The sequence below is a fragment of the Duganella sp. GW821-FHT07G03 genome (genome assembly GCF_059418605.1).
In genome coordinates, this window is record NZ_JBWKQE010000013.1 from 146,301 (window position 1) to 166,812 (window position 20,512).

The following is a 20,512-nucleotide window of genomic DNA, read 5'->3' on the forward strand; positions in this document are numbered from 1 at the left end:
TTATTGACCGGTTTAACAATAGCCCAACAGTGAACAATGTCACAAAATTAAGCTATTTTAACCGGTGGTGACGTTTTTTTGCCGCTGTGATATGTTGCTGCGCATGCGATTCAACTCTTCCAACCTGTCCATCAAACGCCGCACCGCCGTCGAGGCGACCGATTTCCTGCGCCGCGACGACAAAATGGCGGCCCTGCTGCCCGCCATCGAGCGCATGGCCTCGCTGCAAAAAGACTGCGCGGCGGCCCTGCCGGCCATGTTCAAGTTCGCCGAAATCCTGGCGTTCGAGGATGGGCAGCTGACCTTGTCGCTGCCGAACGCCTCGCTGGCGGCCAAGCTCAAGCAACAGCTGCCCAAGCTGCAGGACACGCTGGCGCGGCGCGGCTGGCAGGTGCACGGCGTGAAATTGAAGGTGCTGATGACCAAGCCGGCCGAGATCAAGGAGCAGATGCGCTCGCTGTGGCTGACGGAAGCGGCCGTGGCGGCGTTCGACGAGCTCGGCGATACGCTGGAGGCCACCCCGCAGAACGCCACGCTGATCGCGGCCCTGAAGGCGATGGTGGCCCGCCGGCGGCAGACCTAGCTTAGGTGAGCGCCCACTCACGCTCCATCTGACGCAAATACGACGGTGGCGCGACTTCATTGGTCGCGAACGAGACGATTTCGTAGGCATCCGGGTGCTTGAGCAGTTCCAGCAACAGCTGGTTGTTCAGCGCGTGGCCGGATTTGTGCGCCTCGTAGCTGGCCAGCAGCGGATGGCCAACCAGGTACAGGTCGCCGATGGCGTCCAAAATCTTGTGGCGCACGAATTCGTCGTCATAGCGCAGGCCGTCCGAGTTGAGGATGCGGTACTCGTCCATCACAATCGCGTTTTCCAGCGAACCACCGCGCGCCAGGCCTATGCCGCGCAGCATTTCCACGTCCTGCATGAAGCCGAAGGTGCGGGCGCGGGCCACGTCGTGCACGTAGGAGACGTCGCCGAAGTCCACATGGGCGCGCTGCTGGGTGCCGTCGACCGCCGGATGGTTGAATTCGATGAAAAAGTCCAGCTTGAAGCCGTTGTACGGCGTCAAACGGGCCCATTTTTCCTTGTCGCCCGTGCCTTCGCGGATTTCCACCGGTTTCAGCACGCGGATGAATTTCTTCGCGACAGGCTGTTCCTGCACGCCGGCTTGTTGCAATAAATACACGAACGACGAGGCCGAACCGTCCATGATGGGGATTTCTTCGGCGCTCACTTCGATGTACAGGTTGTCCAGGCCGAGCCCGGCGCAGGCCGACATCAGGTGCTCGACGGTGGAGACGCGGGCGCCGTCCTTGACCAGCACGGACGCCATGCGGGTGTCGCCCACCGCCATCGCGCTGGCGGGGAACTCCACCACCGGGCTCAGGTCAACGCGGCGGAACACGATGCCGGTGTCCGGCGCGGCCGGGCGCAGTGTCAGCTCGACCTTGGTGCCGGAGTGCAGTCCAACACCTGTGGTGCGGACCAGTTCTTTGATGGTGCGTTGTTTTAACATCCGACGATTATAGCGAAGTTGGGTCCGCTGCGCTGTCGGCGGACTTTCCTACCGTCAAGGATGTTCGGCTTCCGCGTGCACCGATTCGCGCCGCACCAGGTAGATGCCGCTGGCGATGATGATGCCGGCGCCAAGCAAGGTGTAGCCGTCGGGCAGCGTGTGCCACAGCAGCCAGTCGATCGCCACGCCCCAGGCCAGCGCCGAGTATTCGAACGGCGCCACCACCGAGGCCTTGCCGGAACTGAAGGCGCGGGTGATCGCCAGTTGGCCGAGGAAGCCGCTCAGCGCCAGCGCCAGCAGCACCCAGCCGTCTTCGGCGCGCACCGGCACCCAGTGGCTGGCCGACATCGCCAGGCCGCCGCCGGCCATCATCAGCAAGTACCAGAACATCATCGACTCGTTGCTGTCGGTGCGGGCCAGCACGCGGCTGGTGATCGCGGCCATCGCGTAGCAGGCGGCCGAGCCGAGCAAGGCCAGCCCGCCCAAGGTCAAAAAGCCCGTACCTTCGGGCCGCAGCACCACCAGCACGCCGAGCAGGCCGACCACGATGGCGACCCACTGGCCGGTGCCGACCTTCTCTTTCAAGATGAACACCGACAGCGCCGTGATCAGCGACGGCGCGATGAAGAAGATCGAATACGCCTCGGCCAGCGACAGCGCCTTGAGGCCATAGGCGAACGAGGTCAGCATCGCAATGCCGAGCACGCTGCGGAAGATGTGCATGCCCCAGCGCACTTTGAAGATGCCGCGGAAGGCGCCGCGATACAGCATGTAGCCGCACAGCAGCGGCAGCGAACTGAGCGCGCGCATGGCGGTCACTTGCGTGGCGGGATAGTGGGAAGACAGCAGCTTCATGGTGGTGTCCATGAACGAAAACATGGCGACCGCGGCCAGCATCGCGTAGATGCTGTGCAGGTTTTCCGAGCGGGTGGCGGTGGACAGGGGAAGCTCCTTGCTGCAGGTCCGTGTGGACCACTGGGAACGTCATCATGGCGACGTTGGGAGCCAGGACCGGGCAGTGCCCGGTCGCCCCGATTATAGCAAGGCGATGTTTTCCTTGCCGAAGAGCAGCAGGGGAAATTTGTAGAGGCGCGCGGAGGTACCCGGCTTATCTTGCAGCGCCGCCGTGCGCACGACAATCCATGCTGCGCGCAAGCTGTCCGGCGTGGGCGCCTGGCAAGCCTGCGCCGAGTCCGACAAAGCAGTCAGTAACAGTGGATGAGAATTTTCATGCCCGGCATTATAAATTGCCAAGCGTGCAGGCATCGTTCTGATCAAACACTAGGGTGCCGTAGGCGCCGCGCGTTTCGGTTCCCAGAGTTCGATCTTATTCCCTTCCGGATCGACTATCCATGCGAAGCGGCCGTTCGGGTCGTCGTCGGTGCGCTTCAGGATGGCGACGCCTTTCGCTTCCAGGCGCGCGATCAAGGCGTCCATGTCGTCGACCGCGTAGTTGATCATGAACTCGCTGGTCGATGGCGCGAAGTATTTGGTCGTGGCCGGGAACGCGCTCCAGATCAGCGCGGGCGGATGCTGGGGGGCGTCGTAGCGCAGTTTCGCGCCGCCCCACACTTCCAGCGGCATGCCCAGCACATCGCGATACCAGGCAGCCAGCGCCTTCGGGTCCTTGGCCTTGAAGAACACGCCGCCCACGCCGGTGATGTGTCCCGCCGACTCGGCGGCGGCGGCTCCGCCCTGAGCAGCCATCATCAGAACTCCCATGCCAAGTACCGCTAACATTCGCATCACCATTCCCGCGCTCCCCTCAGTAAAATTCATGACAGTTCATTGATGGCATACAGTCTGAACTGTGGAAGTTCAGGGTCCTCGTATTGCCGCACGCCGGCGAGGCCAATGCGGGCGAAGGCCTGGCGCCAGAAGGCGTCAGCGCGGGTGTCGTCACGGTAGACTGCCACCATCCATGGCCCCTTAAATTGTTCTGCCAACGCGCTGACCGACGCCATCGCCAAGCCCTGACGCCGATACCGTTTCAAGATAAACAGATCGGCCAGTTCTTGCGCAACCCTGCCGTCCGGTAGCGTGACCGGCTCGGTCACCACGAAACCAGCGAGCGCGCCGTCTTTCCTGATCCAGTAGGCGCCCTTGTCGGGCGCGTTGATGTAGTCGGCAATTGACGCTGCACAGGCGTCGAACAATCCATCCTCGCCAAGGTCTTCCGCTGCCCAATCCGAGTTCTCGTAGTAGTACAGCTGGAAGAACTGGAATAGCGCCGCCGCCTGATCGCGCGCGACCGTCTGCAATCCGTTGATGGGCGGGTTCATGCCGGGTGTCATCAGGCCCCAGCTGGCCAGCCGATACGCGCAGCGCGGCGCAGGCTGGCCTTGACCACCATGCGGTGAAAGGGGGCAATGCAAAATATGTAGACCCGCCCCAGCCGGTTATGGCAATGGACCACCGTCGAGAGGGTCAACGCGCGACCGCTGTCGGCGTCCGGTCCGCCGCTGCACAGGATCGACAAACGGAAATCAAGATGCGTGTCGTCCTCCCCCACCACCACCTCGGTTTCGTTGGTGCTGTAGACCTTGAAGATGCCAAGCCGCTCGGCCTTCGCGGCATGGGCCAGCGTGGCCAGATGCCTGGCGGTCTTCAAACCAAAGCGGGCAACGATCACATCGCGAAGATTGGTCAGTTTGCCGATCCATGCCGGCTGGTTCGCAAAGATGAACCGGGCCAGCAGATCCGGATCATCGGATGCGCCGGACGGCAACCCGATGACAAATGCGTCGGCCAGGTTGACCGACGGGTAGAGGCGGGTGATGCCGGACTGCGCGGGCAGCGCAACCGGTGTTGCAAAGCTGAGTTCGATCGGCACGGGAGCATCCTCAAAATGATGCAGGAACTATAACATCAAAAATCCGATGCTACACGCGGCTGTCCAATCACGTCTGCGGCAGCAGCATCACCAGCTTCAGGTCGTGCCGCTTGGCCAGATGCAGCGTCACTTGATTGAGGTCCAGATCCCCTTGCAGTGGATGGTGGAAGCGGCGCAGGCCACCTTCCCTGCCGACCACGTCCTGCAAGGTCCACAGCTCGGCGAAGCTCGCGCTGGCGGCGGACAGTTCGGCGATCAGGCCGGCCAGTACCTGCTCGCTGGCGTGGCGGCCGATGTCGGCGCGGAACTCGGCCACCAGCCGCCGGGCACGCTCCGGCCAGTCGACGATCAGCTCGCGCGCCGCCGGGCCGAGGAACATGTAACGCAGCAGGTTCGGCCGGGCACGCGATTGCGGAAACGGCGGCAGCCAGCCGGCAAACAGTTGCGCCGCCTTGGGGTTCCATGCCACAGCGTTCCATTGCCGGTCGAGGATGTAGGCGGGAGCATCGATGGCCGCGACGATCGCCTCCAGCGCCTCCTCCGCGTCGCCGCCGTCGTCGTCGTGATGCGGATCGAGCCGGTCGGCCAGGCCGAACAGGTAGGCCCGTTCGGCGGCTGACAGCCGCAGCACTTCCGCCAGCCGCGCCAGCATCTTGCCCGACGCCTGCACCTCCCGGCCCTGCTCCAGCCAGGTCAGCCAGGTCGGGCTGACGTCGCACAATTGCGCCAGTTCTTCGCGCCGCAGGCCGGGCGTGCGGCGCCGCCCGCCGCCGGGCAGGCCGACGCTGGCCGGCGGGGTGCGCTCGCGATGGGCGCGGATGAATTCGCCAAGTTTGTTGTGCATGGTAGTTCTTATACCAGGATAAGTACTTGTCTTGTTACAGGATAAAAACACGCCTATTCTGCCCTGACTCGCCCATCCTTGGAGAAAAACATGAAACAGCAAGCCGTCGTCGCCCAACAGTTCGGCAATACCGCCAGCGCCTACCTGACCAGCACGGTCCACTCGCAGGGCGCCGACCTGGCCGCCCTGCGCGAGATCACCCGCCTGCTGGGACCGCATCCGACGGTGCTGGACCTGGGCTGCGGCGCCGGCCACGCCAGCTTCGCCGTGGCGCCGGTGGCCAAGTCGGTGACGGCGTTCGACCTGTCGGCGGAAATGCTGGCCGTGGTGGCCGGCGCCGCCAGCGAGCGGGGGTTGGACAACATCATCACCCGGCAGGGCAACGTGGCCAGCCTGCCGTTTGCGGACGCCGCGTTCTGCATGGTGGTGACGCGCTTCTCGGCGCATCACTGGCTGGACGTGCCGGCCGCGCTGCGCGAGGTGAAGCGGGTGTTGAAGAAAGGCGGCGTGCTGATCGTCATCGACATCACCGCGCCGGAAAGCCCGCTGCACGACACCACCTTGCAGGCGGTCGAACTGCTGCGCGACGGCTCGCATGTGCGCGACTACCGTCCGTCCGAATGGCGCGCCATGCTGGAAGGCGCGGGCTTCTCCTGCGAGCGCGTCAGCGACTGGAAGCTGGAGATGAAATTCGACGAGTGGACCGCCCGCATGCGCACGCCGGCCGAGCGCGTGACGGCGATCCGCAGCCTGTTCGCGACCGCGCCGGAAGAGACGCTGCAATACTTCGCCGTGCAGGCCGACTGCTCGTTCTCGATCGACTCGACCTTGTTCAAGGCCAAGCACGATTTCGGCGATATCTACTAGCGCGGGCGCTTGCGCAGTAGCGCAATGATCGCCGGTATCATCAGCCAGAAGCCGGACGTCGGCATCAGCGCGACGCCCAGCGCGCTAAGCAGCAACAGCGCGACGCCTATCGCGGCGGGGATGGGCGTCGCCTGCTTCTCCAGTGCGGACACCAGCATGCCCACGATGAACAGCAGGAAGCCAAACAGCATGAACCAGACCGCAAGGCCGACCTTCTCTGTATGTACCGCGTTGAAAAATCCTTGCGCCAGCAGTTCCCGATAGCCGTTCGAAAAGAGCGCTATCGCCACCGCCGTATGCCCCAGGGCCACGAACATCGTCCACTTGCCGATCCAGTTTTTCATGCGTTATCCAATTGTCAAGATGGCAGCACGATACACGTGAAGATTGAGCTGTGCAAGCTGACCATCGCGTGAACGCGGCTATACTTAAGGCTTGCCATACACGGAGCATGCGATGCCGCGCGATGTGCCATCCGAACCGCGCAGCTGGCTGTTGGAGCGCCGCTGCACACTGACCCAGCGCCAGTTGGCGCTGGTGTTCGTGACGCTGTGCGTGCCGTCGGCGCTGGTGGCGCTGGCTTTCCTGTGGCAGGGCTATTGGTATGTGCTGGTCTATGCCACGCTGGAACAGGCGGGGTTGGCGGCCTGCCTGCGCTACTGCGCGCGCCATCGCGACGACTATGACCGTATCGATATTTCGCCCGGCGTCATCGTGGTGGCGCAGCGCCGGGGCCGCCAGCGCAACGAGCTGCGGCTGCATCCACGCACCACCCGCCTTCTGCCACCGCATCGCGACGGCGATCTGATCCAACTGGAAGACCGTGGCGAACAGATCGAAGTCGGCCGCTTCCTGGGCCCGGCCCAGCGGCGTCGGCTGGCCGATGAACTGGCCGCCTGCCTGCGGGTGCAGGGTTATTGATCGGCCTTCAAGGCCAGCAAGGCCGCGCGCAGCATGCCGCAGATTTGCGGATCGGCGCGCATCGCTTCTTCACTCAAATTAGCGCCCAGCAGCGGCAAGGTGATCGACGCCGCTTCCACCACGCGGGCCGACATCACGGTGATGGTTTCGCGCAACGATGCATAGGCATGGGTGGCGCGCGGCGAAGCGTTCAGCAGCGCCACCGGCTTGTCAATGAAGGTCTCGTTGCCCACCATCCAGTCGAGGCCGTTCTTGATCGCGCCGGTCACGCCGTGCGCATATTCCGGGCTGGCGATCACCACCGCATCGGCGGCCAGCAAGGCCTCGCGCAGCGCGGCCACCACCGGCGGCAGCTCGGCGATATCCGGGTTAAACAACGGCAGCTGGCCCAGCCCGTGGTACAGCCGCACCTCAATACCCGGTGGCGCCACATCGGCCATTACGCGTAACAACATCGAGTTGATAGAGGCAGCGCGCAGGCTGCCGGAAATAGCCAGAACTCGCATCATCCACCCGGTAGAACAAAACGTGCCTCTAACTTGTAAAGCAAGTCGAAGGTATTCATCCATGCGACACCAAAGGCTTCGCACACATTTGGAATGAGGAATTTCTTGACGACGTCGGCGTGGTGACGTTCATGAGTCACCACAGTGGCACTGGTCGCCATAGCTTTGGCAATCAGCCATGGGTCCGCGCCGGAAAGGAAATCTTCGACAGCACCAACCTTCATCCGATGCGCTTTCGAGGCGACAAACTCGACAACGTTGACGAAGCAGGCTTGCGTGCTCTCATCGTCAACAGCCTCAAACAACCCCGGATGACTTCTAACCCATGAGGCGAGCTCATCGTCACCTCGCTTTAATTCATCGCCTATCATCGAGATGCTTGCCACATCATTGGAGTCGTATTTTTGAAGTATCCATTCCCAGTACGCCGGACAGACCGTCATGTTGTAATAACGATTTTTAGCTTCCACAAACGTATTGGCATCGAGCAGATACCTCATTCGTCCGTCTTTTCAGCATAAGTACGGACTTTGGCCGGCTGGACACCAAGCAGCTTCCCGGCTTCACGCAGCAGCAAGCGTCCACTTAATGCTTCAGACAAGACCGCCCGGCTGAATGGCTTGCTGTTCTTGCCCTCTGCGCTGTGGTAGAAGTTCCCGCCACCGCCCTTCTGGTCCCGATATGCCTTTAATTCCGCCAGATAGAATGCAACATAGGTGTCGCGGGAAATGAACCCCAGATCACAAGCTCTGCGAGCGATGACCAGCTTGCTGACATGGAAGCTAGCAGCCAACTCCGTCAACTGCGCTATCCAATTAACAGCATGCTTCCAGCTCTCACGGAACAGCAACTCCGGAACTAGAAACTCACCCGCCACGGCATTGCAGAAGGTCTCTGTTTTCCGGCTGTCCGCTGGCGACGCACTGGAAATCCCGCTACTTCCAATCCAGATATGCGCAAGTTCATGGATCAATGTGAACAGCCTCGCCGTCGGCGCATCCGCGATATTAATGAAAACAACAGGAGCGTATCTGTCGCTGATGGCAAAGCCCCGGAATTCGCCGACATCCAGTTTGCGATGGGTATTCGCCCCCACAATTCCACTGCGCATTACGAGTATGCCCGCAGCCTCGGCACCGGCCACCAATTGCCGCATATATTCATCTCCGCCTCTTCTAAACGGAGCCTGAACGCCCAGCACCCGACGGATGTCTGCAACGACATCTTCGATCGCATCAGCGCTACTAAACCTGCCGACAAAAGGAAGCGCCTCACGCTCCTGCTCGGCCAGATAATCGAAATACCAGGCTTGCTTGCGCAGCACCTCGCGTATCGTATCGAGCAAATCGATACTTGGACTTTCTGGTGTATCGCTACCGACCGTTCTCAGGTCGGGAAGAGGCAACGCCTCCTGCGGCGGCGCTTTCAGGAACAGGAAGCCGAAAGGAATATGAGCGCGGTCAGCCCATTGTTGCGCTTGGCGGAATGTCGGCCTGCTCTCGCCCGTTTCCCAAGCCAGCACCTTTTCCTCTTTGACGGGAATGCTTTCAGCGAGTTCAGCTTGAGTTAGCCCGGCCCTGCGGCGGGACCATGTCATCAAAGCTGGATTGATCAAGGCTTGAGTCATATTGTGAGATTAATACAAAAACGGCGCCGCGGCGCCGTTTTTTTACTGCATCCAGCCAGTCCGGCGCTTACGCCTGGGCCAACAGGGTCTCGGCGTTCGAGACTTCGAACTTGCCGCCCTGTTCGATGTTCAGTTGGGTGACAACACCGTTCTCAACCAGCAGCGAGTAGCGCTGCGAGCGGGTGCCCATGCCGAACTTGCTGAAGTCGGCGTCCAGGCCCAGGGCCTTGGAGTAGGCGGCGTTGCCGTCGGCCATCATGCGGACGGTGCCGGTGGCTTTCTGATCGCGGCCCCACGCGCCCATGACGAAGGCGTCATTGACCGAGATGCACCAGATTTCGTCGACGCCCTTGGCTTTCAGGTCGGCGGCATGCTTGACGTAGCCTGGCACGTGCTGTGCCGAGCAGGTCGGGGTGTAGGCGCCTGGCAGGCCGAAGATCGCGATCTTCTTGCCCTTGACCAGGTCTTGTACGTTGAACGTGTTCGGGCCCAGCGAGCAACCTTCGGTTTCGGTTTCGATGAATTCGGACAGGGTGCCTTCTGGCAGGGTGTCGCCAATCTTGATGGTCATGAATGACTCCTTTTATAAAATGTTTAACGTAAAAAAGCCGCGCCTAGGCGCGGCTTTCACCGGCTTAGAGCGAGCAGTATGCCTTAATCCGCCTGCTTGCGCAGGAAGGCAGGAATGTCGTAGGTTTCCATGCCGTTCTTTTCCATCGCGCGCACCTGCTCGGAAGCCGATTCGCGACGCCATACGGCCGGCGCCTTCATGCCGTCGAAGGCCGGCGATGCACCGCCGCCCATGCCGCTGGTCGCGCCCATCGAGACCGACGACGAAGCGGCGCCGCCGCCCAGTGCAGCCGATGGCATCATCGGGCTGTTGTGGGTGCCGGTGCGCAGCATTTGCTGAGGAACCAGCTGCACGTGCTTCTTGGCCTTGCCCAGGCCGGTGGCGACCACGGTGACGCGGATGTCGTCGCCCATGTTGTCGTCGTAGGCGATACCCTGGGCGATCGACGCGTCCGGCGCGGCGAAGGCGCGCACGGCGGCCATGACTTCCTTGATCTCCTTACCCTTCAGGCCACGCGACGCGGTCACGTTGACCAGCACGCCACGGGCGCCCGACAGGTCGACGCCGTCCAGCAGCGGCGACGCCACGGCCTGCTCGGCGGCGATGCGCGCGCGGTCGACGCCGGACGCGGTCGCGGTGCCCATCATGGCCTTGCCCTGCTCGCCCATGATGGTCTTGACGTCGTTGAAGTCGACGTTGATGTGGCCCGGCACGTTGATGATCTCGGCGATACCGGCAACGGCGTTGTTGAGCACATCGTCGGCGTGTTGCAGCCAGTCGATCAGCGATTCGTCTTCGTAGATCTCTTCCAGCTTCTCGTTCAGGATCACGATCAGCGAGTCGACGTGGGCCGACAGCTGCTCCAGGCCTTCGTCGGCGATGTCCATGCACTTCTGGCCTTCATGCGAGAACGGCTTGGACACCACGGCCACGGTCAGCGCGCCGAGCGACTTGGCGATTTCCGCCACGATCGGTGCGGCGCCGGTGCCGGTGCCGCCGCCCATGCCGGCGGCGATGAACACCATGTGCGCGCCGCGCAGCGCGTCTTCGATGCGCGCGCGCGATTCCTCGGCCAGCTTGCGGCCGACGTCGGGCTTCATGCCGGCGCCCAGGCCGGTCTCGCCGATCTGGATCACGTTGTCGGCCTTGGAGGTCGACAGCGCCTGCGCATCGGTATTGGCGGCGATGAACTCGACGCCCGACATACCCTTGTTGATCATGTGTTGAACTGCGTTGCCACCTGCGCCGCCGACTCCGACGACCTTGATGACGGTGCCCAAAGCTGCGTTATCGACCATATCAAACTCCATGATGTGACTCCTATCAGAATGCGGTTTTCAAGCGCCAGTCCTCATATCGTTAGAAGAACTGGGGATTGAAAACTGCGGTTTTAATATAAAAAGTTTAGCTAATTTTTTACTGCAAAGTGCTTCAGAAATTACCCAAGAACCATTCTTTCATGCGCTGCCATACTGCCTTCACCGAACCATCCTGACGCGTAACGATATGGCCACGCAGGTACTGCTTTTTCGCTTCCAACAACAGGCCAAGCACGGTCGCGTAGCGCGGGCTGCGCACCACGTCGGCCAGCTGGCCACGGTAGTCCGGCGTGCCGAGGCGCGCCGGTTTGAGGAATATGTCTTCCGCCATCTCGACCATGCCCGGCATGATCGCGGTGCCGCCGGTGAGCACGATGCCCGACGACAGCACGCCTTCGTAGCCGGACTCGCGCACCACCTGGTGCACCATGGCGAACAGCTCTTCGACGCGCGGCTCGATCACGGCGGCCAGCGCCTGGCGCGACAGATTGCGCGGACCGCGGTCGCCCAGGCCCGGCACTTCCAGCGATTCGCCCGGATCGGCCAGCACCTGCTTGGCCACGCCGTAGCGGATCTTGATCTCTTCCGCTTCCGAGGTCGGGGTGCGCAGCGCCATCGCGATGTCGTTGGTGATCTGGTCGCCGGCGATCGGGATCACGGCGGTGTGGCGGATCGCGCCGTCCGAGAACACGGCGACGTCGGTGGTGCCGCCGCCGATGTCGATCAGCACCACGCCCAGTTCCTTCTCGTCCGGCGTCAGCACGGCGTCGGCCGAGGCCATCGGCTGCAGGATCAGGTCGGACACTTCGAGGCCGCAACGACGCACGCACTTGACGATGTTCTGCACCGCCGACACGGCGCCGGTGACGATGTGGACTTTGACTTCCAGGCGGATGCCGCTCATGCCGATCGGTTCGCGCACATCTTCCTGGCTGTCGACGATGAATTCTTGCGGTACCGTGTGCAGCAGCTGCTGGTCGGTCGGAATGTTAACCGCCTTTGCCGTTTCGATGACGCGCGCCACGTCGGTGGCCGTCACTTCCTTGTCCTTGATGGCCACCATGCCGCTGGAATTGAAGCTGCGGATATGGCTGCCCGCGATGCCGGCGTAGACATTGCGGATCTTGCAGTCGGCCATCAGCTCCGCTTCTTCCAGCGCGCGCTGGATCGATTCGACGGTCGCTTCGATGTTGACCACCACGCCCTTCTTCAGGCCTTTCGATTCGTGCTGGCCCAGCCCGATCACCTCGTGGCGTCCATCGCCCATCACCTCGGCCACCACGGCCACCACTTTCGAGGTGCCGATGTCGAGGCCAACGATCAGGTTTTTAGCGTCTTTAGTCATTTATCTCTGCCTACTGTATTTTTTTCTTCACGATCGGTTTTGGCTTGGCTCCCTCGGCCGGAATCTTCAATCCCGTCGCACTCAGTGCCAGCCCATTCTGGTAACGCATATCGATGGTCTCGATGTTCTGCAAGTGCTCCACCAACTGCGGATAAATTCCCATCAGGCGGTCCACCCTTTCCTTCAATGTGGTGCTGGTCTGTTCCCGACCCAGCGCCACGCTCATGCCGTTATTCAGCTTCACCGTCCATGCATAGCGCCCCGACAGCGATAACGACTCCGGCACCAGCTTGAGCGGCGCGAACCAGGTGCGCAGCTCGTCGTAACGCGACAGCACTTCCTTCTCGCTGCCTTCCGGTCCGTCGAACTCCGGCAACACATGGTCCTCTTCCGCCTCGGCCAGGTTGGCGGTGAACGACTCGCCCTTGGTCGACAACAGCCTTCCGTCCTCGCCCCACGTGCCCAGTGCCTCATGCTCTTCCAGCGCCACGATCAGCTGGTCCGGCCATTCGCGGCGCACCGTCGCGCGGCGTACCCAGGGCACCGATTCAAACGCCTGGCGCACCGCATCCAGATTCGTCGTGAAGAAGTTACCCTTGATGCGGCCCAACGCGCTGTTACGCAGCGTCAGGTGGTTCACATGCCTTAACTCTTCCTGCCCGATCGTCTCGATACGGATGGTGCGCAACGTAAACATCGGCCGCTGCGCCACCCACCACACGCCTGCCGCGATGCATGCCAACAGCGTCAGGACGAAAATGCCGCTGGCGGTCGCATTCAAGGCTTTAGCGTCTTGCCACATCGTGTTACTCAGCCCTTCATCTTCAGGCGCGCCGTGCGCAGGATTTCCACGCACAGGTCTTCATAGCTGATGCCTTCCGCGCGCGCCGCCATCGGCACCAGCGAGTGGCCGGTCATGCCCGGCGACGTGTTCACTTCCAGCAGGAAGGGCTTCTGGTCGCTCTCGCGCAGCAGGAAGTCGACCCGTCCCCAGCCCTCGCAGCCGATGGCGCGGTAGGCCAGCACGGCCAGGCGCTGCATCTCCTGCGTCAGCGCTTCCGGCAGCACGGCCGGGCAGAAATACTTGGTGTCGTCGGTGAAGTACTTGTTCTGGTAATCGTAATTGCCTTGCGGGGCCACGATCTCCACCACCGGCAGCGGACGCGCGGTGGCGCCGGAGCCCAGCATGGCGACCGTGAACTCGCGGCCGGTGACGAATTCCTCGGCCAGCACCGAGTCGTCCAGCGCGGCGGCGATATCGAAAGCGGCCTTGAATTCGCCGGCGGCGCTGACCTTGGTGATGCCGATGGTCGAACCTTCATGCGGCGGCTTGACGATCAGCGGCAGGCCCAGGTCGGCGCACACGGCGGCCAGGTCGGAGCTCGCGTTGAGCACCGCGTAGCGCGGTGTCGGCAGGCCGGCGGCCAGCCAGACGATCTTGGTGGTGATCTTGTCCATGCCCACCGAGCTGGCCATCACGCCGCTGCCGGTGTAGGGAATGCCCAGCAGTTCCAGCGCGCCTTGCAGGCTGCCGTCTTCGCCGAAGCGGCCGTGCAGCGCGATGAACACGCGGTCGAATTTTTCGCCGGCCAGCTCGGCCAGCGTACGCACGCCGGTGTCGAACAGGTGGGCGTCGATGCCCTTGCTTTGCAGGGCTGCCAGCACGCCGTTGCCGGACATGATGGAGACTTCGCGCTCGGCGGAACGGCCGCCGTACAGCACGCCGACTTTGCCGTAAGCTTTTGCGTCAACAGGAGTAAGGTGATTCACTTTCAGACCTTTGGATAGTTAGTCAGTTTGGCAGGGACGCCGCTGATCGAGCCTGCGCCCATGGTCATGACGACGTCGCCGTCGCGCACCACACTCATGATGGTCTCCGGCATATCGCCGATCGCCTCTACAAATATCGGTTCGGTCTTGCCGCGTGCGCGCAGCGCATGCGCCAGCGCGCGGCCGTCGGCGGCCACGATAGGCGCTTCGCCGGCGGCGTAGACTTCGGCCAGCACCAGCACGTCGACGGTGCCCAGCACCTTGACGAAATCTTCAAACAGGTCGCGCGTGCGGCTGTAGCGGTGCGGCTGGAAGGCCAGCACCAGGCGGCGGCCGGGATAGGCGGCGCGCGCGGCGGCGGTGGTCACGTCCATTTCCAGCGGGTGGTGGCCGAAGTCGTCCACCAGCGTAAAGGTGCCACCGCCGGGAATCGCCACATCGCCGTATTTGGTGAAGCGACGGCCGACGCCGGCGAAGGCGGCCAGGCCGGCCTGGGTGTCCTTGTCTTCGATGCCGATTTCACGCGCGATGGCGATGGCCGAGCAGGCGTTTTGCACGTTGTGCAGGCCGGGCTGGTTCAGCACCACGTCGAGGTCGGGATAACCTTCCTGGATCACGGTGAAGTGCATCTCGACGCCGACCGCGCGGGCGTTCACGGCGCGTACTTCGGCGTCTTCGTGGAAGCCGTAGGTGGTCACAGGCTTGGTCACCTGCGGCAGGATGGCCCGTACATGCTGGTCGTCGATGCACAGCATGGCGCGGCCGTAGAACGGCAGGCGGTGCGTGAAGCTGACGAAGGCCTGCTTGAGCTTTTCGAAATCGTGCTCGTAGGTCTCCATGTGGTCGGCGTCGATGTTCGTGATGACTTCGATCATCGGCGTCAGGTTCAGGAACGATGCATCCGATTCGTCGGCTTCGGCCACCAGGTAGTCGCCGGTGCCCAGCTTGGCGTTGGCGCCGGCGGCTGTCAGGCGGCCGCCGATGACGAAGGTCGGATCGAGGCCGCCCTGCGCCAGCACCGATGCGACCAGGCTGGTGGTGGTGGTCTTGCCGTGCGTGCCGGCGATGGCGATGCCGCGCTTGAGGCGCATCAACTCGCCCAGCATGACGGCGCGCGGAACGATGGGGATCTTGCGGCTGCGCGCAGCCACCACTTCCGGATTGTCCTGCTGGACGGCGGTCGAGGTGACGACGGCGTCGGCGTCGCCGATGTTCGTGGCGGCGTGGCCCTGGAACACCGTGGCGCCCATGCCGGCCAGGCGCTGCGTGACGGCGTTGCTGCCCAGGTCCGAACCGGACACGGTGTAGCCGAGCGTCAGCAGCACTTCGGCGATGCCGCTCATGCCGCTGCCGCCGATGCCGACGAAGTGAATATTCTGTACTTTGTGCTTCATGTTAGTTGTTCCAATACCTGTGCGATAGCGTCGTTCGCATCGCGTTTGCCGACACTGCGCGCCGCCATTGCCATGGTCTGGCAGGCGCCGCGGGTCAGCGTTTCCAACAACGTCGCTACACTCTGCGCGCTCATTTCCGATTGCGGCATGTGAATCGCCGCGTTTTGTTTCGCCATCCACTGCGCGTTGTCGCGCTGGTGGCTGGTGGTCGATGCGACCAGCGGCACCAGCACGCTGGCCACGCCGGCGGCGGTCAGTTCCGACACGGTGATCGCGCCGGCGCGGCAGATCACCAAGTCGGCGTGGCTGTAGGCCGCGGCCATGTCGTCGATGAAGTCGACCACGTTCGCTTCCACGCCCGCCTGTGCATACGCGGCGCGCAGCGCATCGATGTTCTTCTTGCCCGACTGGTGCGTCACCTGCGGACGCTGCGCGGCCGGGATCAGCGCCAGCGCGGCCGGCAGGTTGTCGTTCAGCGCCTTCGCGCCCAGGCTGCCGCCCACCACCAGGATGCGCAACGGACCTTCGCGGCCGAAGAAACGCAGGTCCGGCGTGGGCATGTCCAGAATCTCCTTGCGCACCGGGTTGCCGGTGACAACGGCCTTGCCGGCGGCCTTGCCGAAGTTGGCAGGGAAGCCGAAGCACACGCGCTCGGCGAACGGCACCAGCGTTTTATTCGACAGCAGCAGCGCGGCGTCGGCATTGACCAGCACCAGCGGCACGCCGCGCAGGCGCGCCATCAGGCCGCCCGGCACGGTGACGTAGCCGCCCATGCCCAGCACCACGTCCGGCTTGCGGCTGCCGATGTAGCCGAAGCAGGCGGCGAAGGCCTTGACCATCTTGAGCGCGCCGCCCAGCGAGTGCTTCAAGCCCTTGCCGCGCATGCCGGTGAAGTCGATGCTGTCCATCGCGATGCCGTGCTTGGGCACCAGCTCCTGTTCCATGCCGGCGGCGGTGCCCAGCCAGGTCACTTCCCAGCCGCGTGCGCGCAGCGTCTGCGCGATCGCCAGGCCGGGGAAAATGTGACCGCCGGTGCCGGCCGCCATGATCATCAATCGTTTCATAGTCTGCCACCACGCATCAGGACCCGGTTCTCGTAGTCGATCCGGAGCAGGATCGCGAGTCCGATGCAGTTAATTACCACACCCGTGCCGCCATAGCTCATCAGCGGCAAGGTCAAGCCCTTGGTCGGCAGCAGGCCAAGGTTGACACCCATATTGATAAACGTCTGCACGCCGATCCAGATGCCGATGCCCTTGGCCGTCAGGCCGGCGAAGGTCTGGTCGATGGCGATGGCCTGGCGGCCGATGTCGAAGGCGCGCTTGATCAGCCAGTAGAACATGGCGATCACCACCAGCACGCCGGCCAGGCCGAGTTCCTCGCCGATCACCGCCAGCAGGAAGTCGGTATGCGCTTCCGGCAGGTAGTGCAGCTTTTCCACGCTGCCGCCCAGGCCAACGCCAAAGATCTCGCCGCGCCCGAAGGCGATCAGCGAGTGGGTCAGCTGGTAGGCCTTGTTCAGTGCATTGTCTTCTTCCCACGGATTGAGGTAGGCGAAGTAGCGCTCGCGGCGGAATTTCGACAGCGCGATGATGGAGCCGAAGATCACCACCAGCACGGCACCGATGCCGCCGAACCAGATGGCGTTGATCCCGCCCAGGAACAGGATGCCCATGGCGATGCAGACGATCACGCCGAAGGCGCCCAGGTCGGGTTCGAGCAGCAGCAACAGGCCGACGAAACCGACCGCCGCCGCCATCGGCAGGAAGCCCTTGGTCAGCTTGTGCATGTATTCCTGCTTGCGCACGGTGTAGTCGGCGGCGTACAGCACGGCGACCACTTTCATCAGCTCCGACGGCTGGACGTTGATGACTTTTAGCGACAGCCAGCGGCGGCCGCCGTTGACCACCACGCCGAGGCCGGGGATCAGCACCATCACCAGCAGCACCAGCGTGCCGATGAACAGATACGGCGCGGCCTTCTGCAGATCGCAGATGCGGATGCGGAACACGAACAGGCCGGCCAGCAGCGAGACGACGATGAACATCGCCTGCCGTTGCAGGAAGTAGGTATTCTGCCAGCGCACGTAGTTGGCGAACTTGGGCGAATCGGGCAGCGAGATCGAGGCCGAATACACCATCACCATCCCGAGCAGCATCAACAGCAGCGTGACCCAGACCAGCGGCTGGTCGTACTCCATCATCTTCGATTGCCGCGCGCGGCTGTCCATCGACGGCGGCGTCGACTTGTCAGCAAAGCGGAACGGCATCTGGAAGGCCATCAGAGCTCCTGTCCTGCATCGAGGGCGATCTCGCGCACGGTGTCGATGAACACCTGGGCGCGATGCGCGTAGTTCTTGAACATGTCCATGCTGGCGCAGGCCGGCGACAGCAGCACGGCGTCGCCGGCTTGCGCCAGTTCGCTGGCGCGCTTGACGGCTTGCGGCAGGTCGGTGCCGCAGTCTTCGATTTCATAACCCAGGTCCGCCGATGCCTCCAGCGCGGCGCGGATCTGCGGCGCGTCGCGGCCGATCAGCAGCACGGCGCGCACGTAGCGCGATACCGGTTCGGCCAGCGGCGCGAAGTCCTGGCCCTTGCCGTCGCCGCCCATGATCACCACCAGGCGCTGGTTGGCGCCGGTGAAGGTCTTGCCCAATCCGTTCAAGGCGGCCACGGTGGCGCCGACGTTGGTGCCCTTGCTGTCGTCGTAGTACTCAACTTCGTTGATGGCGCTGACCAGTTCCACTCGGTGCGGCTGGCCGCGATACTCGCGCAGGCCGTGCAGCAGCGGCGCCAATGGCAGGTCGATGGCGCGGCACAGGGCCAGCGCGGCCAGCGCGTTGGCGGCGTTATGCACGCCGCGGATTTGCAGCGCGTCGGCCGGCATCAGGTTCTTGACCATGCATTCGACCGGTGGCGGAGGAGGATCGTTCTTCTTGCGCTTCTTCGGTTCGCCCTCTTCTTCCGACGGCACGGCGGTGGCGAGCCACAGCACGCCGCGTTCGCTGTTCAGGCCAAGGTCGTCGCGCAAGGTCGGCGCGTCGGTGCCGAAGGTGACGTTGGCGCCGGTGGCGCTGGCCATGCGCATCACGGTGGCATCGTCGCGGTTCAATACGCGCACGGTGTCGGCGGCGAAGATGCGGTGCTTGGCGGCGGCGTAGGACGGCATGTCGCCATGCCAGTCCAGGTGGTCCTGGGTCACGTTCAACACGGTGGCGGCATCCGCCTCCAACGTGAAAGTGGTTTGCAGCTGGAAGGACGACAGCTCCAGCACCCACACTTCGGGCAGCGCGCTGGTACCCGACGCGGCATCCATCACTTCGCGCAGCACGTCCAGCGCGGCGGGGCTGATGTTGCCGGCCACGCGCACGGTCTTGCCGGCGCGTTCGCACAGCTGGCCGACCAGGGTGGTGACGGTGGTCTTGCCGTTGGTGCCGGTGATGGCGATGATCTTGGGCGTGTAGCCGCGTTCATGCTCCAGCGACTCCAGCGCCTGGGCGAACAGTTCGATCTCGCCCCACACCGGCACGCCGGCGGCAGCGGCGGCTGGCGCGATCTCGGCCAGTTCGCGGTACGGCGCCAGGCCGGGGCTGACGGCGACAAAGTCCACGCCTTCCAGCAGCGAAGGATCGAATGAGCCCGAAGCGAACGGGCCGGCGACGAAGTCCACTTCCGGCACGGCTTCGCGCAGCGCCGGCAGGCGCTCAGGCGCTTCGCGGGTATCGGCCACGCGCACGCGCGCGCCGCTGCGGGCGAGCCACAGCGCCATCGCCAGACCGGATTCACCCAGTCCCAGTACCAGTGCGTTTTTGCCGTCGTAGATCATCAGCGCAGTTTCAAAGTAGAGAGACCGATCAGCACCAGCATCATCGTGATAATCCAGAAGCGCACGACGACCTGGGTCTCTTTCCAGCCTTTTTGTTCAAAGTGGTGATGCAGTGGCGCCATCAGGAACACGCGGCGGCCCACGCCGTAGCGCTTCTTGGTGATCTTGAACCAGCCCACCTGGATAATCACCGACACCGTCTCGGCGACGAAGATGCCGCCCATGATGAACAGGACGATTTCCTGGCGCACGATGACGGCGATGGTGCCCAGCGCGCCGCCCAGCGCGAGTGCGCCGACGTCGCCCATGAACACCTGGGCCGGATGGGTGTTAAACCACAGGAAGGCCAAGCCGGCGCCGGCCAGCGCGCCGCAGAAGATAATCAGTTCACCCGCGCCGGGAATGTGCGGGATGAACAGGTACTTCGAATAGGTGGCGCTGCCGGTCAGGTAGGCGAACAGGCCGAGCGCCGAGCCGACCATGATCGTCGGCATGATCGCCAGGCCATCCAGGCCGTCGGTGAAGTTGACGGCGTTGCTGGTGCCGACGATGACGCAGTAGGTCAGCGCGATGAAGCCCCACACGCCCAGCGGGTAGCTGATGGTCTTGAAGAACGGGACGATCAGGTCGGCCTTCGGCGGCAGGTCCATCGAGAAGCCGGACTGCACCCAGGCGAAGAACAGCTCGAACACCTTGCCGGCGTTGGGCGCGGACACCGAGAACGCCAGGTACAGCGCGGCGCCGATGCCGACCAGCGACTGCCAGAAGTACTTTTCCGCCGAACGCATGCCTTCAGGGTCCTGGCGCACCACCTTGCGGTAGTCGTCGACCCAGCCGACGGCGCCGAAGCCCAGCGTGACGATCAGCACCGGCCAGATCAAACGGTTGGACAGGTCGCACCACAGCAGCGTCGAGACGCCGATGGCGATCAAGAGCAGCACGCCGCCCATGGTCGGGGTACCGTGTTTTTTCAAGTGGGTCTGCGGACCGTCGGTGCGCACGGCCTGGCCGTACTTCATGGCGGTCAGCTTGCGGATCACGGCCGGTCCGGCCGACAGGCCGATGAGCAGCGCCGTCGCGGTGGCGAACACCGCGCGGAAGGTGATGAAGTTGAAGACCCTGAGTGGTCCGAGGTCCTGCTGAAAATATTGTGCGAGCCAGAGCAGCATG

The 20,512-nt window shown here is 63.4% G+C and carries 24 protein-coding genes; 3 read left to right on the top strand and 21 right to left on the bottom strand.

The genetic code is table 11. From position 1 onward, the window contains the following. Positions 1 to 103 precede the first annotated feature (103 nt). Entirely contained in the window at positions 104 to 583 is a 480-nt protein-coding gene (locus tag AC07OK_RS17990; RefSeq protein ID WP_494691585.1) for a hypothetical protein, read from the top strand. A 1-nt stretch (position 584) separates the two neighbouring features. Here AC07OK_RS17990 and lpxC read toward each other — a convergent pair whose 3' ends face one another. The 7 genes from lpxC to AC07OK_RS18025 form a co-directional block, all read right to left on the bottom strand. Further along, positions 585 to 1,520 carry a UDP-3-O-acyl-N-acetylglucosamine deacetylase gene (gene lpxC / locus AC07OK_RS17995; RefSeq protein WP_217943048.1) on the bottom strand — a complete coding sequence of 312 codons (936 nt, stop codon included), beginning with the start codon at positions 1,518 to 1,520 and terminating at the stop codon, positions 585 to 587. Positions 1,521 to 1,574: 54 nt separating this feature from the next. Continuing rightward, entirely contained in the window at positions 1,575 to 2,417 is an 843-nt protein-coding gene (locus tag AC07OK_RS18000) for a DMT family transporter (RefSeq protein ID WP_494691586.1), read from the bottom strand. 138 nt (positions 2,418 to 2,555) lie between these two features. Beyond that, positions 2,556 to 2,786: a hypothetical protein gene (locus AC07OK_RS18005; protein WP_494691587.1), complete on the bottom strand. Its 231-nt coding sequence runs from the start codon at positions 2,784 to 2,786 to the stop codon at positions 2,556 to 2,558. A 15-nt stretch (positions 2,787 to 2,801) separates the two neighbouring features. Further along, positions 2,802 to 3,230: a VOC family protein gene (locus AC07OK_RS18010; protein WP_494691588.1), complete on the bottom strand. Its 429-nt coding sequence runs from the start codon at positions 3,228 to 3,230 to the stop codon at positions 2,802 to 2,804. 65 nt (positions 3,231 to 3,295) lie between these two features. Then, positions 3,296 to 3,802, bottom strand: a complete 507-nt coding sequence (locus AC07OK_RS18015; protein WP_494691589.1) for a GNAT family N-acetyltransferase — start codon at positions 3,800 to 3,802, stop codon at positions 3,296 to 3,298. An 11-nt stretch (positions 3,803 to 3,813) separates the two neighbouring features. Beyond that, positions 3,814 to 4,353 (bottom strand): DUF2867 domain-containing protein, encoded by a 540-nt coding sequence (locus tag AC07OK_RS18020; RefSeq protein WP_494691590.1) that lies wholly within the window; start codon positions 4,351 to 4,353, stop codon positions 3,814 to 3,816. Positions 4,354 to 4,420: 67 nt separating this feature from the next. Next, positions 4,421 to 5,197 carry a helix-turn-helix transcriptional regulator gene (locus tag AC07OK_RS18025; protein WP_494691591.1) on the bottom strand — a complete coding sequence of 259 codons (777 nt, stop codon included), beginning with the start codon at positions 5,195 to 5,197 and terminating at the stop codon, positions 4,421 to 4,423. Between the two features lie 90 nt (positions 5,198 to 5,287). On the opposite strand from AC07OK_RS18025, the gene AC07OK_RS18030 reads away from it, so the two are divergent. Further along, the gene (locus tag AC07OK_RS18030) at positions 5,288 to 6,064 is read left to right on the top strand and encodes a class I SAM-dependent methyltransferase (protein ID WP_494691592.1); all 777 of its coding nucleotides are present in this window, start codon (positions 5,288 to 5,290) and stop codon (positions 6,062 to 6,064) included. Here AC07OK_RS18030 and AC07OK_RS18035 read toward each other — a convergent pair. Then, complete coding sequence (locus AC07OK_RS18035) at positions 6,061 to 6,408, bottom strand: DUF6463 family protein (protein WP_494691593.1); 348 nt, start codon at positions 6,406 to 6,408, stop codon at positions 6,061 to 6,063. The genes AC07OK_RS18030 and AC07OK_RS18035 overlap by 4 nt on opposite strands. Before the next feature lie 112 nt (positions 6,409 to 6,520). Between AC07OK_RS18035 and AC07OK_RS18040 the strand changes: the two genes are divergently transcribed. Beyond that, a complete protein-coding gene (locus AC07OK_RS18040) occupies positions 6,521 to 6,985 on the top strand; it encodes a DUF2244 domain-containing protein (RefSeq protein WP_494691594.1) in 465 nt (154 codons plus the stop codon). Here the strand turns inward: AC07OK_RS18040 and AC07OK_RS18045 are convergent. The 13 genes from AC07OK_RS18045 to mraY all read right to left on the bottom strand — a co-directional run bounded on the left by AC07OK_RS18045 (position 6,979) and on the right by mraY (position 20,511). Then, positions 6,979 to 7,494 carry an NADPH-dependent FMN reductase gene (locus AC07OK_RS18045; protein WP_494691595.1) on the bottom strand — a complete coding sequence of 172 codons (516 nt, stop codon included), beginning with the start codon at positions 7,492 to 7,494 and terminating at the stop codon, positions 6,979 to 6,981. The two genes, AC07OK_RS18040 and AC07OK_RS18045, sit on opposite strands and share 7 nt — an antisense overlap. Continuing rightward, on the bottom strand, positions 7,491 to 7,991 hold the full coding sequence (locus AC07OK_RS18050) for a DUF4411 family protein (protein ID WP_494691596.1): 501 nt from the start codon (positions 7,989 to 7,991) through the stop codon (positions 7,491 to 7,493). The genes AC07OK_RS18045 and AC07OK_RS18050 overlap by 4 nt, the downstream gene beginning before the upstream one ends. Further along, on the bottom strand, positions 7,988 to 9,106 hold the full coding sequence (locus tag AC07OK_RS18055) for an ImmA/IrrE family metallo-endopeptidase (RefSeq protein ID WP_494691597.1): 1,119 nt from the start codon (positions 9,104 to 9,106) through the stop codon (positions 7,988 to 7,990). The genes AC07OK_RS18050 and AC07OK_RS18055 overlap by 4 nt, the downstream gene beginning before the upstream one ends. Before the next feature lie 79 nt (positions 9,107 to 9,185). Then, the gene (locus tag AC07OK_RS18060) at positions 9,186 to 9,689 is read right to left on the bottom strand and encodes a peroxiredoxin (protein WP_332851344.1); all 504 of its coding nucleotides are present in this window, start codon (positions 9,687 to 9,689) and stop codon (positions 9,186 to 9,188) included. 83 nt (positions 9,690 to 9,772) lie between these two features. Beyond that, positions 9,773 to 10,999 carry a cell division protein FtsZ gene (gene ftsZ, locus AC07OK_RS18065; protein ID WP_494691598.1) on the bottom strand — a complete coding sequence of 409 codons (1,227 nt, stop codon included), beginning with the start codon at positions 10,997 to 10,999 and terminating at the stop codon, positions 9,773 to 9,775. Between the two features lie 121 nt (positions 11,000 to 11,120). Continuing rightward, a complete protein-coding gene (gene ftsA / locus AC07OK_RS18070; RefSeq protein WP_020705070.1) occupies positions 11,121 to 12,353 on the bottom strand; it encodes a cell division protein FtsA in 1,233 nt (410 codons plus the stop codon). A gap of 10 nt (positions 12,354 to 12,363) precedes the next feature. Then, complete coding sequence (locus AC07OK_RS18075) at positions 12,364 to 13,155, bottom strand: cell division protein FtsQ/DivIB (protein ID WP_494691599.1); 792 nt, start codon at positions 13,153 to 13,155, stop codon at positions 12,364 to 12,366. Between the two features lie 8 nt (positions 13,156 to 13,163). Beyond that, positions 13,164 to 14,123 (bottom strand): D-alanine--D-alanine ligase, encoded by a 960-nt coding sequence (locus AC07OK_RS18080; RefSeq protein WP_494691600.1) that lies wholly within the window; start codon positions 14,121 to 14,123, stop codon positions 13,164 to 13,166. A gap of 2 nt (positions 14,124 to 14,125) precedes the next feature. Continuing rightward, positions 14,126 to 15,517, bottom strand: coding sequence for a UDP-N-acetylmuramate--L-alanine ligase (gene murC, locus AC07OK_RS18085; RefSeq protein WP_494691601.1), 1,392 nt, complete (start codon positions 15,515 to 15,517; stop codon positions 14,126 to 14,128). Continuing rightward, a complete protein-coding gene (gene murG, locus AC07OK_RS18090) occupies positions 15,514 to 16,581 on the bottom strand; it encodes an undecaprenyldiphospho-muramoylpentapeptide beta-N-acetylglucosaminyltransferase (RefSeq protein ID WP_494691602.1) in 1,068 nt (355 codons plus the stop codon). The genes murC and murG overlap by 4 nt, the downstream gene beginning before the upstream one ends. Further along, entirely contained in the window at positions 16,578 to 17,798 is a 1,221-nt protein-coding gene (gene ftsW / locus AC07OK_RS18095; protein ID WP_445229511.1) for a putative lipid II flippase FtsW, read from the bottom strand. The genes murG and ftsW overlap by 4 nt, the downstream gene beginning before the upstream one ends. Further along, positions 17,798 to 19,342, bottom strand: a complete 1,545-nt coding sequence (gene murD / locus AC07OK_RS18100) for a UDP-N-acetylmuramoyl-L-alanine--D-glutamate ligase (protein WP_494691603.1) — start codon at positions 19,340 to 19,342, stop codon at positions 17,798 to 17,800. The genes ftsW and murD overlap by 1 nt, the downstream gene beginning before the upstream one ends. Next, a complete protein-coding gene (gene mraY / locus AC07OK_RS18105; protein WP_152805082.1) occupies positions 19,342 to 20,511 on the bottom strand; it encodes a phospho-N-acetylmuramoyl-pentapeptide-transferase in 1,170 nt (389 codons plus the stop codon). Before mraY ends, murD begins: the two co-directional genes overlap by 1 nt. Between the last annotated feature and the right edge of the window lies 1 nt (position 20,512).

Excerpts from the sequence above, each read along its gene's own strand:
- AC07OK_RS17990 (WP_494691585.1), top strand. The coding sequence starts at position 104 with ATGCGATTCAACTCTTCCAACCTGTCCATCAAACGCCGCACCGCCGTC.
- lpxC (WP_217943048.1), bottom strand. The coding sequence starts at position 1,520 with ATGTTAAAACAACGCACCATCAAAGAACTGGTCCGCACCACAGGTGTT.
- AC07OK_RS18000 (WP_494691586.1), bottom strand. The coding sequence starts at position 2,417 with ATGCTGGCCGCGGTCGCCATGTTTTCGTTCATGGACACCACCATGAAG.
- AC07OK_RS18005 (WP_494691587.1), bottom strand. The coding sequence starts at position 2,786 with ATGCCTGCACGCTTGGCAATTTATAATGCCGGGCATGAAAATTCTCAT.
- AC07OK_RS18010 (WP_494691588.1), bottom strand. The coding sequence starts at position 3,230 with ATGATGGCTGCTCAGGGCGGAGCCGCCGCCGCCGAGTCGGCGGGACAC.
- AC07OK_RS18015 (WP_494691589.1), bottom strand. The coding sequence starts at position 3,802 with ATGAACCCGCCCATCAACGGATTGCAGACGGTCGCGCGCGATCAGGCG.
- AC07OK_RS18025 (WP_494691591.1), bottom strand. The coding sequence starts at position 5,197 with ATGCACAACAAACTTGGCGAATTCATCCGCGCCCATCGCGAGCGCACC.
- AC07OK_RS18030 (WP_494691592.1), top strand. The coding sequence starts at position 5,288 with ATGAAACAGCAAGCCGTCGTCGCCCAACAGTTCGGCAATACCGCCAGC.
- AC07OK_RS18035 (WP_494691593.1), bottom strand. The coding sequence starts at position 6,408 with ATGAAAAACTGGATCGGCAAGTGGACGATGTTCGTGGCCCTGGGGCAT.
- AC07OK_RS18040 (WP_494691594.1), top strand. The coding sequence starts at position 6,521 with ATGCCGCGCGATGTGCCATCCGAACCGCGCAGCTGGCTGTTGGAGCGC.
- AC07OK_RS18045 (WP_494691595.1), bottom strand. The coding sequence starts at position 7,494 with ATGATGCGAGTTCTGGCTATTTCCGGCAGCCTGCGCGCTGCCTCTATC.
- AC07OK_RS18050 (WP_494691596.1), bottom strand. The coding sequence starts at position 7,991 with ATGAGGTATCTGCTCGATGCCAATACGTTTGTGGAAGCTAAAAATCGT.
- AC07OK_RS18060 (WP_332851344.1), bottom strand. The coding sequence starts at position 9,689 with ATGACCATCAAGATTGGCGACACCCTGCCAGAAGGCACCCTGTCCGAA.
- ftsZ (WP_494691598.1), bottom strand. The coding sequence starts at position 10,999 with ATGGAGTTTGATATGGTCGATAACGCAGCTTTGGGCACCGTCATCAAG.
- ftsA (WP_020705070.1), bottom strand. The coding sequence starts at position 12,353 with ATGACTAAAGACGCTAAAAACCTGATCGTTGGCCTCGACATCGGCACC.
- AC07OK_RS18075 (WP_494691599.1), bottom strand. The coding sequence starts at position 13,155 with ATGTGGCAAGACGCTAAAGCCTTGAATGCGACCGCCAGCGGCATTTTC.
- murC (WP_494691601.1), bottom strand. The coding sequence starts at position 15,517 with ATGAAGCACAAAGTACAGAATATTCACTTCGTCGGCATCGGCGGCAGC.
- murG (WP_494691602.1), bottom strand. The coding sequence starts at position 16,581 with ATGAAACGATTGATGATCATGGCGGCCGGCACCGGCGGTCACATTTTC.
- ftsW (WP_445229511.1), bottom strand. The coding sequence starts at position 17,798 with ATGGCCTTCCAGATGCCGTTCCGCTTTGCTGACAAGTCGACGCCGCCG.
- murD (WP_494691603.1), bottom strand. The coding sequence starts at position 19,342 with ATGATCTACGACGGCAAAAACGCACTGGTACTGGGACTGGGTGAATCC.
- mraY (WP_152805082.1), bottom strand. The coding sequence starts at position 20,511 with ATGCTGCTCTGGCTCGCACAATATTTTCAGCAGGACCTCGGACCACTC.